This is a genomic window from Nocardioides sp. zg-DK7169 (genome assembly GCF_013155365.1).
Classification (GTDB): domain Bacteria; phylum Actinomycetota; class Actinomycetes; order Propionibacteriales; family Nocardioidaceae; genus Nocardioides.
On sequence record NZ_JABJRA010000007.1, the window covers coordinates 151,679 to 166,090 of the forward strand.

The window sequence follows — 14,412 nt, forward strand, 5'->3', positions numbered from 1 at the left end:
GCGGTCACAGCCGGGCCGCGCGGGCCCGCTCGACGCAGGGGGCGATCGCGGCGACCAGGGCGTCGACGTCGGCCTCGGTGCTGGTGTGGCCCAGCGAGAAGCGCAGGGAGCTGCGGGCCGCGGCGTCGCTGCGGCCCATCGCGAGGAGCACGTGCGAGGCCTGCGGGACGCCGGCCGAGCAGGCGGAGCCGGTGGAGCACTCGATGCCGCGCGCGTCGAGCAGCATCAGCAGCGAGTCGCCCTCGCAGCCGGGGAAGGAGAAGTGGGCGTTGCCCGGGAGCCGCCCGTCGGGGTGCCCGGTGAGCACGGCGTCCGGGACGGCCTCCCGCACGCCCGCGACCAGGCGGTCGCGCAGCGCGGAGACCCGGCTCGCGTGCTCGGGCTGGCCCTTCACCGCGAGCTCGACGGCCGCGGCGAGGCCCGCGATGGCGGGGGTGTCGATGGTCCCGCTGCGGATGTCGCGCTCCTGGCCGCCGCCGTGCAGCAGCGCGGTCACCGACAGCTCGCGGCGCACGATGAGTGCGCCCACGCCGTACGGCCCGCCGACCTTGTGGCCGGTCAGGGTCAGCGCGTCGACGCCGCTCGCGGCGAAGTCGACCGGCACCGCGCCGAGTGCCTGCACCGCGTCGGTGTGCACCGGGATCGCGTGCGGCGCGCAGATCTCGGCGACCTGCGACACGGGCTGGAGCGTGCCGACCTCGTTGTTGGCCCACATCATCGAGACCAGGGCGACCGAGTCGGGGTCTCGCTCGACCGAGGCACGCAGCGCCTCCAGGTCGACGACGCCGTCGGAGTCGACGGGCAGCAGCTCGACCTCGGCACCCTCGTGGGTGGCCAGCCAGTGCAGCGGATCCAGCACGGCGTGGTGCTCCACCGCCGAGGCCAGCACCCGCACCCGGCGCGGGTCGGCGTCGCGGCGTGACCAGAAGACGCCCTTGACCGCGAGGTTGTCGGCCTCGGTGCCGCCGGAGGTGAAGACGACCTCCCCGGGCCGGCACCCGACGACGCGCGCGATCGTCTCGCGCGACTCCTCGACCACCCGGCGGGCGCGGCGCCCGGAGGCGTGCAGCGAGCTCGGGTTGCCGACCTCGACGAGGTGGCGGTTCATGGCCTCGATCGCCGCGGGAACCATCGGAGTGGTCGCGGCGTGGTCGAGGTAGACGGTCTCGGGCATGTCGGGGTCAAGAGTACGGCGCGGGGCGGCGCGTCCCGAACCCGCACGCTCCTCGGAGACGCGCTCAGCGCGGCGCCGGGTCCGTGCACCGCTCGACGCCGCTCGCCAGCCAGCCGGTGCCGCTCGCGTCGCGCAGCACCTCGACCGCGGCGATGCCGGTGCCCGCGGCGTCCACGACGTACCAGGTGTGCTTGTCGGCGCCGCCCGGCTCGCTGCCCCGGATCGCGCGTACGCCGTCCTGCACCGCCGCCAGGGCGGCCGCCTCCGGGCTCGCCTCGCCGCGCGCGTCCTCGGCGTACCCGCTCGCCGCGCCCGACACCTCTCGGCAGCCCGGCGGCGGCCAGACCGGCGCCATGGCGGTGCCGTCGGACGGTTTGCCGGTGTCGGGTGTCGCGGTGGGTGTCCCCGTGGGCGTCGAACTCAGCGAGGCGGACGGCGAGTCGGCCCCGCGGGTCGACGTGTCGTCGCCGCAGCCGGCGAGCAGCAGCGCGGCGACCGCGAGGGCCGACAGCGGGCGGAGGAGGCGGCGCATGCCGGTGGGACGTGCGCGGGTCGTGGGCGGTTCCCCGCGCTCAGCGGCGCGGACGCTCCAGCACGACCAGGTCGTCGCGGTGCACGAGCGCGCGGTCGTAGCCCGTGCCGTGGTCGCGGCGCAGCTCCTCGCTGGAGCGGCCCAGCAGGCTCGGGACCTCGTCGGCGTCGAAGTTGACCAGGCCGCGGGCGACCCGGAGGCCGGCGGGGTCGAGCAGGTCGACCGGGTCCCCGGCGAGGAAGCGGCCGGTGACACCGGTGACGCCGGCGGCCAGCAGCGACGCGCCGCGCTCGCGGACCGCGCGCACCGCGCCGTCGTCGAGGGTGAGCGTGCCCTTGCCCTCGGCTGCGTGGCGCAGCCACAGCTGCCGGATCGAGCGGCGCCGGCCGGTCGGGTGGAACAGCGTGCCGACCGGGTCCCCGGCCAGGGCGGCGCCGGCGTTGTCGGCGCTGGTCAGCACGACCGGGATGGCGGCACCGGTGGCGATCCGGGCGGCCTCGACCTTGGTGACCATGCCGCCGGTCCCGACCGCGGAGCCGACGCTGCCGATCTCGACGCCGTCGAGGTCGGCGGAGGAGCGGACCTCCTCGATCAGCCGCGCACCGGGCTCCCCCGGCTTGGCGGTGTAGAGCCCGTCCACGTCGGAGAGCAGCACCAGCAGGTCGGCCTGCACCAGGTGGGCGACCAGGGCCGCGAGGCGGTCGTTGTCGCCGAAGCGGATCTCGCTGGTCGCGACCGTGTCGTTCTCGTTGACGATCGGCAGCACGCCGAGCTCGAGCAGCTTGGAGAGGGTCTGGTAGGCGTTGCGGTACTGCGCGCGGCGCACCACGTCGTCGACGGTCAGCAGCACCTGCCCGGCGGTGAGGCCGTGGCGGCGCAGGCCCTCGGTGTAGCGGTGCACCAGCAGTCCCTGGCCCACCGAGGCCGCGGCCTGCTGCAGCGCCAGCGCGCGCGGGCGCTTGGTCAGCCCGAGCGGCTCCAGGCCGGCGGCGATCGCGCCGGAGGAGACCAGCACGACCTCGGTGCCGCGGGCGCGGGCAGCGGCCAGCACGTCGACGAGCCCGCGCACGCGCGCCTCGTCGATGCCGCCGCCGTGGCGGGTGAGCGAGGAGGAGCCCACCTTGACCACGACCCGCCGCGCCTGGGTGACCGGCGTACGGCGGCCCCCCTCCGCCGCCACGCTCACTCCCCGGGGTCCTTCTCGGCCCAGTCGGGGTCGTCGGCCGAGCCGATCTCGTACGACATCGGGCCGATCCCGCTGCTGTTGCGCTCGGCGTCGAGACGGCGCGCCACGTCGGCGCGGGTCTCGTTCTCGCCGCGCTCGGGCATGAGCTCCTGGATGTCGCGGCGCCGGCCGGCGGCCGGGCGCGACTCGTCGAAGCGCTGGTCCTCGCCACGGCGGCCGAGCATCTCGGCGCCGGTCTCGATGCCGGGCCGGAAGTCGAAGACGACCGAGTTGTCCTCGGCGCCGATGATGACGGCGTCGCCGTCCTGGGCGCCCATCTTGGCCAGCCGGGCCTCGATGCCGAGACGGTTGAGCCGGTCGCCGAGGAAGCCGACGGCCTCGTCGTTGCTGAAGTCGGTCTGGCGCACCCAGCGCTCCGGCTTGGTGCCGCGCACCCGCCAGCCGTCCGGCGTGGAGGTGATCGTGAAGTCGTCGCCGCCGTCCACGCTGCGCGGGCGCAGCACGATCCGCTCGGCCTCCACCGTCGGCTGCGCGGCACGGGTCGCGGCCACGATCTCGGCCATCGCGAAGGTGAGCTCCTTGAGCCCCTCCCCCGACGCGGCGGAGACCGGGAAGACCCGCAGGCCGCGCTCGCGCAGCTCCTCGATGGTGATGTCGGCGAGGTCGCGGCCGTCGGGGACGTCGATCTTGTTCATCGCGACCAGGCGCGGGCGGTCCTCGAGGCCGCCGTAGCGGCTCAGCTCGTTCTCGATCACGTCGAGGTCGTCGACCGGGTTGCGGCCGGGCTCGATGCTCGCGGTGTCGATCACGTGCACCAGCGCGGCGCAGCGCTCGACGTGGCGCAGGAACTCGTGGCCCAGGCCGCGGCCCTCGCTGGCGCCCTCGATCAGGCCGGGGACGTCGGCGACGGTGAAGATCGTGTCGCCGGCGCGGACGACGCCGAGGTTCGGCACCAGGGTCGTGAACGGGTAGTCCGCGATCTTGGGACGCGCCCGGGAGATCGCGGCGATCAGGCTGGACTTGCCGGCGCTGGGGAAGCCGACCAGGCCGATGTCGGCGACGACCTTGAGCTCGAGGGCGATCTCGACCTCCTCGCCGGGCTCGCCGAGGAGCGCGAAGCCGGGAGCCTTGCGCTTCGCCGAGGCCAGCGCGGCGTTGCCGAGGCCGCCGCGGCCGCCCTGGGCGATGACCAGCTCGGTGCCGGCGCCGACCATGTCGGCGAGCACCTCGCCGCCGCGGATGCTCACCACGGTGCCGTCCGGCACCGGGAGCACCAGGTCGCTGCCGTGCGCGCCGTTGCGGAAGTCGCCCGCACCGTGCCCGCCGTTCTCGGCACGCCGGCGGGGGCTGTGGTGGTAGTCGATGAGGGTGGTGACCGAGGGGTCGACGCGCAGGATCACCGAGCCGCCGGGGCCGCCGTTGCCGCCGTCGGGGCCGCCGAGGGGCTTGAACTTCTCGCGGTGGACCGAGGCCACACCGTGCCCGCCACGACCGGCGCTGACGTGCAGCGTCACCCGGTCGACGAAGGTCGGAACTGCCATGGGTCTTACCGCCTACTCAAGAGGTCTGGGGTGGAGCTGTGGCGCGGGGCGCGTGGTCGCGGCCCTCCGTGCCGGGTCGGCGCCTGCTCGGCGCCGGGGCCGCGCCGGACGTGCCGGCGCTGGCCGTGGAACGGGGAAAGGGCGCCCCGGGGACCGGGACGCCCTTTCACCAAGGTCAAGCTGCGCGCGAGAGCGTGGTCACTCGCCCGCGACGATGTTGACGACCCGGCGACCGCGACGGGTGCCGAACTCGACCGCACCGGGAACCAGCGCGAACAGCGTGTCGTCGCCGCCACGGCCCACACCGGCGCCGGGGTGGAAGTGGGTGCCACGCTGGCGCACGATGATCTCACCGGCGTTGACCAGCTGGCCGCCGTACCGCTTCACACCGAGGCGCTGGGAGTTGGAGTCGCGGCCGTTCTTGGTGGACGCCGCGCCCTTCTTGTGTGCCATGTCGTGATCCTTGTGTTCGTGTCGGGCCTGCTCGGAGCGTGGGGCTCAGAGAGAGATGTCGGTGACCTTGACCTGGGTGTACTTCTGGCGGTGACCCTGGCGCTTCTTGTAGCCGGTCTTGTTCTTGTACTTCTGGATGATGATCTTCGGGCCCTTGGTGGCGCCGAGGACCTCGGCGGTCACGGACGCCTTGTCCAGCGCGGCGGCGTCGGACGTGACCGTCTCGCCGTCGACCGCGAGGACGACGGGCAGGGTCACGGTCTGGCCCACCTCGGTCGAGATCTTGTCGATCTCGATGACGTCGCCCACGGCAACCTTCTGCTGCTTGGCGCCTGCGCGCACGATCGCGTACACCGCGGTCTCCTTCGTCGTTACTGCTTCGGTTGGTGCGTACTGTCTACGTCGGCCGGCTGGGGCTTCCTGCGCACCCCGCCACTGGCCTCGGGCCAGGTCGCGGTGGGGCTGCCACACAGGGCCGCGGCACGTGTGAACGCACCGAGGGTCAATACTACGGACGCTCGGCACCCACCGCAAAACGGGGGGACGCCCAGCCCGGATCTGGCCGCTCGGACCCGTACCCGGCGCTCGTAGCGTACCCCGCGACGCGCGCTGCCCCCGCTCCGGGACCGGAGCGGGGGCAGTACGAGGGTGCAGCGGGGGTCAGCGCTTGCGCGTGCCCTTCTTCTTCACCGGGACGTGCTCGACCGACGGGCCGTCGCCGTCCTCGCCGCCATCGCCGTCGGTGGACCCGGCCGGCGCCTCGCTGGGCGGCCCGGCGGGGCGGGTCGCCGTACGAGTGCGGGTGCGAGTGACCACCTTGGGCGGCTCCGGCGTGCCGGCGGCCGCAGCCGTCGGCAGCGGGGCCGGGTCGGCGGCGATGATCGGCGCCACCGGCGTCGTGACCGTCACCGGCGAGCCGGCGGGCCGGGTGGCGCTGCGCCGACGGGTGCGGGTCACGACCTTGGGCGCGGCCGGCTCGACCGGAGCCGGTGCCTCGGCCGGGGCCTGCTGCTCGGGGGCCGCCGGGGCGACCGACTCCACCACGGGCTCGGCGGCCCGCTCGGTGGACTCGGCCGGCTGCTCGGTGTGCTGCGTGGACGCTGCGGTCTCGCGGCGCTCGCGCGGACGACGCTCACGGCGGGTGCGCTGGGTGACCTGCGGGGCCTCCTGCGCGGCCGTGGCGGCCTCCGAGGGCGCCTCCGGGGAGCTGGTCTGCTCCTCGGCGACAGGTGCGACGTCGGCAGGCGTCTCGGTGCCCTCGGCGGTCTCGGGGCGCGCCATCGCGGCGACGTCCTTCGGGGTGGGCGCCGGGGCGGACTGGCGCGAGCCCTGGGCGCCGCTGTCCGAGCCGCCGTCCTCGCCGCCGCGACCCTTGCCGCCGCGCTTGCGGCCGGTGCGGCCACGGCCGTCGTCGTCGCTGCGGCGAGGCTCGACCGGCTGGTCCTGGATCACGACGCCACGACCGTGGCAGTGCTCGCAGTTCTCGCTGAAGGCCTCGACCAGGCCGGTGCCGATCCGCTTGCGCGTCATCTGCACCAGGCCGAGGGAGGTGACCTCGGCGACCTGGTGGCGGGTCCGGTCGCGGCCCAGGCACTCGACGAGGCGACGCAGCACCAGGTCGCGGTTGGACTCCAGCACCATGTCGATGAAGTCGACGACGATGATGCCGCCGATGTCACGCAGGCGCAGCTGGCGCACGACCTCCTCGGCCGCCTCCAGGTTGTTCTTGGTGACCGTCTCCTCGAGGTTGCCCCCGGAGCCGGTGAACTTGCCGGTGTTGACGTCGACGACGGTCATCGCCTCGGTGCGGTCGATGACCAGCGAGCCGCCGGAGGGCAGCCAGACCTTGCGGTCCAGGGCCTTCGCGATCTGCTCCTCGACGCGGTACTCGGCGAAGATGTCCTTGCCGCCGTGCGCCTCGGGGAAGTAGCGCTCCAGGCGCGGCGCCAGGTCCGGCGCGACGTCCGCGACGTAGGACTGCACGGTCTCCCAGGCCTCGCCGCCCTGGATGACCAGGCTGGAGAAGTCCTCGGTGAACAGGTCGCGGACCACCTTGAGGGTGAGGTCCGGCTCGCCGTACAGCAGCTGCGGGGCGCTGCTCTTGTTGGCGGCCTTGGCCTCGATCGCCTCCCAGCGGGCCTTGAGGCGCTCGACGTCGTGGGTCAGCTCCTCCTCGCTGGCGCCCTCGGCGGCGGTGCGCACGATGACGCCGGCCGACTCGGGGACGATCTCCTTGAGCAGCGACTTCAGGCGGGCGCGCTCGGTGTCGGGGAGCTTGCGGGAGATGCCGCTGGTGGTGCCGTCCGGCACGTAGACCAGGAACCGGCCGGCCAGGCTGACCTGGCTGGTGAGGCGGGCGCCCTTGTGGCCGATCGGGTCCTTGGTGACCTGCACCAGGACGCTCTGGCCCGAGGACAGCACCGACTCGATCTTGCGGGGCTGACCGTCGCGGTGACCGAGCGCCGACCAGTTGACCTCGCCGGCGTACAGCACCGCGTTGCGGCCCTTGCCGATGTCGATGAAGGCGGCCTCCATCGAGGGCAGGACGTTCTGCACCCGACCGAGGTAGACGTTGCCGATGATCGAGGTCTGCGACTCGCGGGCGACGTAGTGCTCGACGAGCACCTTGTCCTCGAGCACGCCGATCTGGGTCAGGTCCTCGCGCTGGCGGATGACCATGACCCGGTCCACCGCCTCGCGGCGGGCCAGGAACTCGGCCTCGCTGACGATCGGGGCACGACGGCGGCCGGCCTCGCGGCCGTCGCGACGCCGCTGCTTCTTGGCCTCGAGGCGGGTCGAGCCGGAGATCGCGGTGATCTCGTCCTCGGCCGAGCGCGGCTTGCGCACCCGGGTGACGGTGTTCTCCGGGTCGTCGCCGGAGTCCGGACCGTCGTCGCTGGAACGACGACGGCGACGGCGGCGGCGCGAGCTGCTGCCCCCGCCCTGCTCGTCGGGGCCGGTGTCGGTGGAGGCGTCGGCGTCCTCGCCCTCCGCCTGCTCGGCGGAGCGGTCGGTGCTCTCGCCCTGGTCGCCGGACTCGGCGTCGCCCGCGGCGGAGTCGCCGTCCTGGGCGGAGCCGTCGCCGGACTTGCGGCGGCGTCGGCCACCGCGACGACGGCGGCGACGACCGCCGCCCTCGGAGTCACCATCGGAGTCGCTCTCGCGCTGGTCCTCGGCCTGCTCGTCGGAGGCGTCCTCGCCCTCGGTGGCCTGCTCGGCGCCCTCGGCGGTCTCGGTCGCCTCCGCAGCCTCGGTGGCGGCGGGGGTCTCGGTCGGCTCGGTGGCCGTCTCGGCGCCGGTCACCTCGAGGGCGGTCTCGCCCTCGGCGGTCTCCTCGGCGTCCTCGAGCTCGGCGGCGGCAGCCGCGGCTGCGGCCTCCGCCTCGGCGCGCTTCTGCGCGGCGGTCTTGCGGGTACGACGGGCCGGGGCCTTCTTCGCGACCGGCGGCTGGAACAGCGGCGCGACGGCACCGGCGGGAGCGTCGGCGGCCTCGGCAGCAGGGGCCTCGGTCGCAGCGGCGGTCTCGACGACGGCCTCGGGGGCCGCGGTCTCGGCGTTCACCGGGGCGGCGTCGGCGGCCGGCTCCTCGGCGCCGGCCTTCTTGCGCGCCGGGGCCTTCTTCGTGGTGCGCTTCGCAGCCGTCTTGCGCGTGGCCGTCTTCTTCGCGGGCGCCGCGGTCTCCTCGGCGGCGGGCGCCGCGGTGGCACCGGCGTCGGGGGCCGGTGTCTCGGTCGGCGGCTGGGCGGGAGCCTCGGCGGCCTCGGCGGTCCCGGCGGCCTCGGCAGCGGCGGCGGCCTTCTTCGTCGTCCGCTTGGCGGTCGTCTTCTTCGCGGTGGTCGCCTTGGCCGTGGCCTTCTTGGCGGTCGCGGTCTTCGCGGTGGCCTTCTTGGCCGCCGTCTTCGTCGCCGTCTTGCGCGCGGCGCGCTTCGCCGGGGCGGGCGCGTCCTCGCCGCTCGAGGTGGCGGGCTCCGAGGCGGTGGCCTCGGAGGGCGCGGAAGGCCCGGCGTCACCTGCCGCTGCGGGCGTGGTGGTGGGGTCGATCTGGTCGTCGGGCATGTGCTGCTCCTCGGCCCGGCGCGCAGCGCGGCCGGACGTGTCAGACGCCGGCGGCCCGCGTGCTCAGAGCCGACGGCGCAAAGCCTTCGGTGGCGGCGACACCCTCCGCGGTGCGTCACTGGCGGCAGGGCTGTCGCCTTCCGCGGTCGCCGGGCCCAGTCCGAGAACTGTTCGCGGACTCCCTGTCACGGAGCCCAACCTGGCCGCGTCGCGGTCTGGCGACGACTGCCTCCACTGTGCCGACCCCTGGCGGGGACCGGCGAGAACGTCGTCGAGTCGACTCGGGCGCTGCTCCTTGCCGGGCGGCCTGTAGGCCGCTCAGCGAGGACCGTCGCCGGTCATCAACCGTGGCGAGTATCGCACACGCTCGATCCTTTTGGTGTCACGCCGAGCTGTGGAGCGGGTCGCCGACCTCGCCGGAGGCCTCGTCCAGCGGGCCCTGGGCCACGCGAGTGAGGAGCGGCGCCTCACCCAGGTCCAGGCCGGCGACGGCCTTCAGACCGGAGAGCACGTCGTCGGGTCGCACCGACGGGGTGCCGTGGCGCAGCACCAGGTCGAGGCGGCTGCCGCGCTCCCGCTCGGCGACCGACAGGGAGACCACGGCGCCCCGGCAGTCGAAGGTGCGCAGCCCCTTCTTGGTCATCCGCTCCACCTCGACGCTCGGGGCGGCGAGGAACGCGGCGACCGCCGGCTCCACGACCGACGCCGGGGTGGCGAGGTCGAGGTGCCAGTGGCTGGCCTCGAGCAGGTCCGAGAGCGAACCGCCCGGGGAGACCACCACGTCGACGACGTCGAGCCCGTCGGGCAGCGCCTCCTCGAGCGAGGCGCGTACGACGGCCGGGTCGAGGACCTCCGCGAGGCCGATCTCGACGAACTCGGCCTCGCTGGCCGACCCGGTCGGCGCTGCGCCGGCGTAGGAGATGCGCGGGTGCGGGTTGAAGCCCGAGGAGTACGCCATCGGCACCCGGGCGCGGAAGATCGCCCGCTCGAAGGCGCGCGAGAAGTCACGGTGGCTGGTGAACCGCAGCCGTCCGCGCTTGGCGTAGCGGATCCGCAGGCGCTGGACGGGTGGGGCTTGCTGCTCGGGCTGCTCTCGCACCCCCACAGGGTACGAGAGGTCCTCCGCTTCCCCGCTTTCCTCCCTTCCCCGAGTCGGCCCTTGTGGTTGCCCGAGTCGGCCCTTGTGGCGAAGTTCTCCACAGCTGCTGGGGACAGTCCCGCCAATGGCGCCGACTCTGCGCACCATTGGCGCCGACTCGGCGGGAGAGGGGTGTGGGGCGGCTGGCAGCATGGCGCCGTGACCCGCCGCACGTCTGCCCTCCTCCTGCTCGGCCTGGTGCTCCTCTCCCTCAACCTGCGGCCCGCGGCGGTGAGCGTGGGCCCGGTCCTCGACGAGGTCCGGGACGGCTTGGGGATGTCGGCGGCGGCGGCCGGGCTGCTGACCTCGCTGCCGGTGCTGGCCTTCGCCGGGTTCGGCGCCGTCGCGCCCGCCCTGGCGCGCCGCGCGGGGATCCACCGGGTCACGCTCGGGGCGCTCGTCGCCGTCGTCGCGGGGCTGGCCGGACGGGTCCTGGTCGACCAGAGCGCGCCGTTCCTGCTCCTCTCGATGCTCGCGCTGGCAGGGATGGCGGCCGCCAACGTGCTGCTCCCCTCCCTGGTCAAGCTGCACTTCCCGCACCGCGTGGGCGCGGTCACCGCGATGTACACCACCGCGCTCGCGATCGGGCTCACCGCCTCGCTCGTGCTGACCGTCCCGATCTCGGAGGCGGCGGACAGCTGGCGGGTCGGGCTCGGGACCTGGGCCGTGCTCGCGCTCCTCGCCGCCCTGCCCTGGCTGGGCCTGATCGCGCACGACCGCACCCCCGAGGCCGCACCGCAGACCATCCGGTTCCTCGACGTCGCGCGCACGCCGATCGGCTGGGCGATGGCCCTGTTCTTCGGCCTGCAGTCGATCCAGGCGTACGTCGTGTTCGGCTGGTTCCCCACCCTGTGGCGCGACGCCGGCTACTCCGCGACCGCTGCCGGGCTCCTGGTGGGCGTCGTCGCGGCCGTCTCGATCCCGCTCTCGCTGTGGCTGCCGCGGCTGGTCGCCCGCACGTCGCGCACCGCCCTGCTGGTCCTGAGCGTGATCGCCTGCTACCCGCTCGGCTACCTGGCGCTGCTGGTCGCGCCGTACCACCTCGCGGTCCCCGCCGCGCTGCTCGTCGGCACCGGCGCCTCGATCTTCCCGGTCGTGCTGACCCTCATCGGCCTGCGCTCGCGCACCCCCGCCGGGACCGCGGCGCTCTCGGGGTTCACCCAGTCCGCGGGCTACCTGCTCGCCGGCATCGGCCCGTTCGGCTTCGGCCTGATCCACGACCTGAGCGGCGGCTGGACCGTGCCGCTCCTGGTGCTGCTGGCCATGCTGGTCCCGCTGGCCCTCGTCGCCGCGTACGCCGCGCGTCCCGCGCATGTCGAGGACCAGCTCCCCGGGGTCCACGCCGCTGCTCAGTAGGTTGGCCCGGTGACCCAGCCTCCGCAGTATCCCGACCCCTACGAGCCGGGCGATCCCTCCCCGTCCGCGCCGCCTCCGGGACCGCCGACCTCGCCCTGGGCCCAGCCGTCGGGCCAGTCCCACGACCAGCAGCCGTCCCCGCCCCCGTACGGCGAGAACCCCTACGCCCAGGCTCCCCCGCCGTACGGCCAGCCGCCGTTCGGGCAGGGCCCGGGCTCGCCGTACGGCAGCGCCTACCCCGGTGGCCCGCCGCAGCAGTCGGCGCCGCAGGGCATGGCGATCACCTCGCTGGTCCTGGCCTTCCTCGGCTGCCTGGTCGTGCCCGCGATCGTGTCGATCGTGCTCGCCGTGATCGTCCTGCGCCGCGGGCGCGACGGCCGCAACCACGGCAAGGGCCTGGCCATCGGCGCGATCGTCGTGAGCGGGCTGACCCTGCTCGCCACCATCGCCGTCGGCGCCCTGCTCGCGATCGGGATCGCGCTGAGCGAGGACGTCAACGACCTCGAGACCGGCGACTGCATCGACGCCCCCTCGCTGGCCGACGACGACGAGGAGTTCACCTCGATCGAGACCGTGTCGTGCGAGGAGCCCCACGACGGCGAGGTGCTCGGCACCGTCGTCCTGGACGCCGAGCAGGCCGAGCTCTACGCGAGCTCCCCGTTCGCCGGCGCGCGGTGGTGTGCCGAGGCGACCGGGTTCTCCCGCCCCGTCGACGGCACCGGGCTGTCGCTGATGCGCCTCACCAACTCCGCGGAGCCCGAGGCCGGCGACACCCTCGCGTGCGTCGTGTACGACGCGGACGGCGACAAGCTCGACGCGCCGATCCGCTGACCGGCTGACCCGCAGCAACGACAGGGGCCCGGGCCCCTCGCCTGGGCGAGGACCCGGGCCCCTGTTCGCAGCCCTTTTCGCCAGCCGGTGCGGCTCAGACCACCGACAGCGGCAGCAGCTGCCGCCCGGTGGGACCGATCTGGATCTCCGTGCCCATCTCCGGGCACACACCGCAGTCGTAGCAGGGGGTCCAGCGGCAGTCCTCGACCTCGACGTCGGCGCCGTCGGCGACCGCGAGGGCGTCCTCCCAGTCGGCCCACAGCCAGTCCTTGTCGAGACCCGAGTCGAGGTGGTCCCACGGGAGCACCTCGTCGTAGCCGCGCTCACGGGTGGTGTACCAGTCCAGGTCCACCCCGGCGCCGGCCAGCGCGCGCTCGGAGGCGGCGACCCAGCGGTCGTAGGAGAAGTGCTCGCTCCAGCCGTCGAAGCGGCCGCCGTCGCGCCAGACCTCCTCGATGACCCTGCCGACCCGGCGGTCGCCGCGCGAGAGCAGTCCCTCGATCGCGCCGGGCTTGCCGTCGTGGTAGCGGAAGCCGATCGCGCGGCCGAACTTCTTGTCCTCGCGCACCGTGTCGCGCAGCTTCTTCAGCCGCTCGTCGGTGGTCTCGTGGTCCAGCTGCGCGGCCCACTGGAACGGCGTGTGCGGCTTCGGCACGAAGCCGCCGATCGAGACCGTGCAGCGGATGTCGTTGCGCCCGGAGACCTCGCGGCCCTTGGCGATCACCTTCTTGGCGAGCTCGGCGACCTGGAGGACGTCCTCGTCGGTCTCGGTCGGCAGGCCGACCATGAAGTAGAGCTTCACCTGGCGCCAGCCGTGGGAGTACGCCGTGGCGACCGTGCGGATCAGGTCCTCCTCGGTCACCATCTTGTTGATGACCTTGCGCATCCGCTCGGAGCCGCCCTCGGGGGCGAAGGTGAGCCCGGAGCGGCGCCCGTTGCGGGAGAACTCGTTGGCCAGGGTGATGTTGAAGGCGTCGACGCGCGTGGACGGCAGCGACAGCGAGACGTTGGAGCCCTCGTAGCGGTCCGCGAGGCCCTTGGCGACCTCGCCGATCTCGGTGTGGTCGGCACTGGAGAGCGAGAGCAGGCCGACCTCCTCGAAGCCGGACTTGCGGATGCCGTTCTCCACCATCTCGCCGATGGTCTCGATCGAGCGCTCGCGCACCGGGCGGGTGATCATGCCGGCCTGGCAGAAGCGGCACCCGCGGGTGCAGCCGCGGAAGATCTCCACGCTGAACCGCTCGTGGACGGTCTCGGCGAGCGGCACCAGCGGCTTGCGCGGGTAGGGCCAGGCGTCGAGGTCCATCAGGGTGTGCTTGGCGACCCGGAACGGGATGCCGGGGCGGTTCGGCACGACCGCCTCGATCGAGCCGTCCTCGGCGTAGGCGACGTCGTAGAAGCGCGGCACGTAGACGCCACCACTGACCGCGAGGCGGCGCAGCAGCTCGTCGCGACCGCCGGGACGGCCCTCACCCTTCCACTCGCGCACGACCTCCGAGATCGCGAGCACGACCTCCTCGCCGTCGCCGAGGACGGCGGCATCGATGAAGTCGGCGATCGGCTCGGGGTTGAAGGCCGCGTGCCCCCCGGCGAGCACGATCGGGTCCTCGTCGCCGCGGTCGGCGGCGTGCAGCGGGATCTGCGCGAGGTCGAGGGCGTTGAGCATGTTGGTGTAGCCGAGCTCGGTGGAGAAGCTCACGCCGAACAGGTCGAAGGCCCGCACCGGGCGGTGCGCGTCGACGGTGAACTGCGGGATCGGGCCCTGCTCGTCGCCGGTGCGCAGCACCTGCTCCATGTCCGGCCAGACGGCGTAGGTGCGCTCGGCGAGGATCCAGTCGCGCTCGTTGAGCACCTCGTAGAGGATCTGGACGCCCTGGTTGGGCAGGCCGACCTCGTAGGCGTCGGGGTACATCAGCGCCCAGCGGACGGTCTCGCCCTCACTGGTGGCGGCGCCGCAGTCCCACTCCTTGACGGTGGAGTTGAGCTCGCCGCCGACGTACTGGATCGGCTTGGACACCGAGCCGAGCCGCGGCTCGAGGCGCGGGAAGACGGACGCGGGGGTGGGCATGCAGAGCACCTCACAGATCGGGGACCCACCTACTCTACGGAACCCCCGCCGAGGCCCCACATTCCTCGCGGACCGGC

The 14,412-nt window shown here is 74.0% G+C and carries 11 protein-coding genes; 2 read left to right on the forward strand and 9 right to left on the reverse strand.

From position 1 onward, the window contains the following. Positions 1–4 precede the first annotated feature (4 nt). From HOQ23_RS13080 to HOQ23_RS13115, 8 genes are all read right to left on the reverse strand, one after another. A complete protein-coding gene (locus tag HOQ23_RS13080; protein WP_172215046.1) occupies positions 5–1,174 on the reverse strand; it encodes a cysteine desulfurase family protein in 1,170 nt (389 codons plus the stop codon). A gap of 64 nt (positions 1,175–1,238) precedes the next feature. Then, positions 1,239–1,706, reverse strand: a complete 468-nt coding sequence (locus HOQ23_RS13085; protein ID WP_172215047.1) for a hypothetical protein — start codon at positions 1,704–1,706, stop codon at positions 1,239–1,241. Positions 1,707–1,746: 40 nt separating this feature from the next. Further along, positions 1,747–2,886, reverse strand: a complete 1,140-nt coding sequence (gene proB, locus HOQ23_RS13090; RefSeq protein ID WP_367650487.1) for a glutamate 5-kinase — start codon at positions 2,884–2,886, stop codon at positions 1,747–1,749. A gap of 2 nt (positions 2,887–2,888) precedes the next feature. Next, positions 2,889–4,433, reverse strand: a complete 1,545-nt coding sequence (gene obgE / locus HOQ23_RS13095; protein WP_172215049.1) for a GTPase ObgE — start codon at positions 4,431–4,433, stop codon at positions 2,889–2,891. A gap of 198 nt (positions 4,434–4,631) precedes the next feature. Further along, positions 4,632–4,886 carry a 50S ribosomal protein L27 gene (gene rpmA / locus HOQ23_RS13100; RefSeq protein WP_172215050.1) on the reverse strand — a complete coding sequence of 85 codons (255 nt, stop codon included), beginning with the start codon at positions 4,884–4,886 and terminating at the stop codon, positions 4,632–4,634. Positions 4,887–4,931: 45 nt separating this feature from the next. Further along, complete coding sequence (gene rplU, locus HOQ23_RS13105; protein WP_153322528.1) at positions 4,932–5,240, reverse strand: 50S ribosomal protein L21; 309 nt, start codon at positions 5,238–5,240, stop codon at positions 4,932–4,934. A 306-nt stretch (positions 5,241–5,546) separates the two neighbouring features. Beyond that, on the reverse strand, positions 5,547–8,942 hold the full coding sequence (locus HOQ23_RS13110; protein ID WP_172215051.1) for an Rne/Rng family ribonuclease: 3,396 nt from the start codon (positions 8,940–8,942) through the stop codon (positions 5,547–5,549). 382 nt (positions 8,943–9,324) lie between these two features. Beyond that, the gene (locus HOQ23_RS13115) at positions 9,325–10,041 is read right to left on the reverse strand and encodes a TIGR03936 family radical SAM-associated protein (protein WP_367650488.1); all 717 of its coding nucleotides are present in this window, start codon (positions 10,039–10,041) and stop codon (positions 9,325–9,327) included. A gap of 198 nt (positions 10,042–10,239) precedes the next feature. On the opposite strand from HOQ23_RS13115, the gene HOQ23_RS13120 reads away from it, so the two are divergent. Both HOQ23_RS13120 and HOQ23_RS13125 read left to right on the forward strand, forming a co-directional pair. Next, positions 10,240–11,436, forward strand: coding sequence for an MFS transporter (locus HOQ23_RS13120; protein ID WP_367650489.1), 1,197 nt, complete (start codon positions 10,240–10,242; stop codon positions 11,434–11,436). A 9-nt stretch (positions 11,437–11,445) separates the two neighbouring features. After that, positions 11,446–12,267: a DUF4190 domain-containing protein gene (locus tag HOQ23_RS13125; RefSeq protein ID WP_172215053.1), complete on the forward strand. Its 822-nt coding sequence runs from the start codon at positions 11,446–11,448 to the stop codon at positions 12,265–12,267. 94 nt (positions 12,268–12,361) lie between these two features. On the opposite strand, the gene HOQ23_RS13130 is transcribed toward HOQ23_RS13125, so the two are convergent. Continuing rightward, entirely contained in the window at positions 12,362–14,335 is a 1,974-nt protein-coding gene (locus HOQ23_RS13130) for a TIGR03960 family B12-binding radical SAM protein (RefSeq protein WP_172215054.1), read from the reverse strand. Positions 14,336–14,412: the final 77 nt, after the last annotated feature.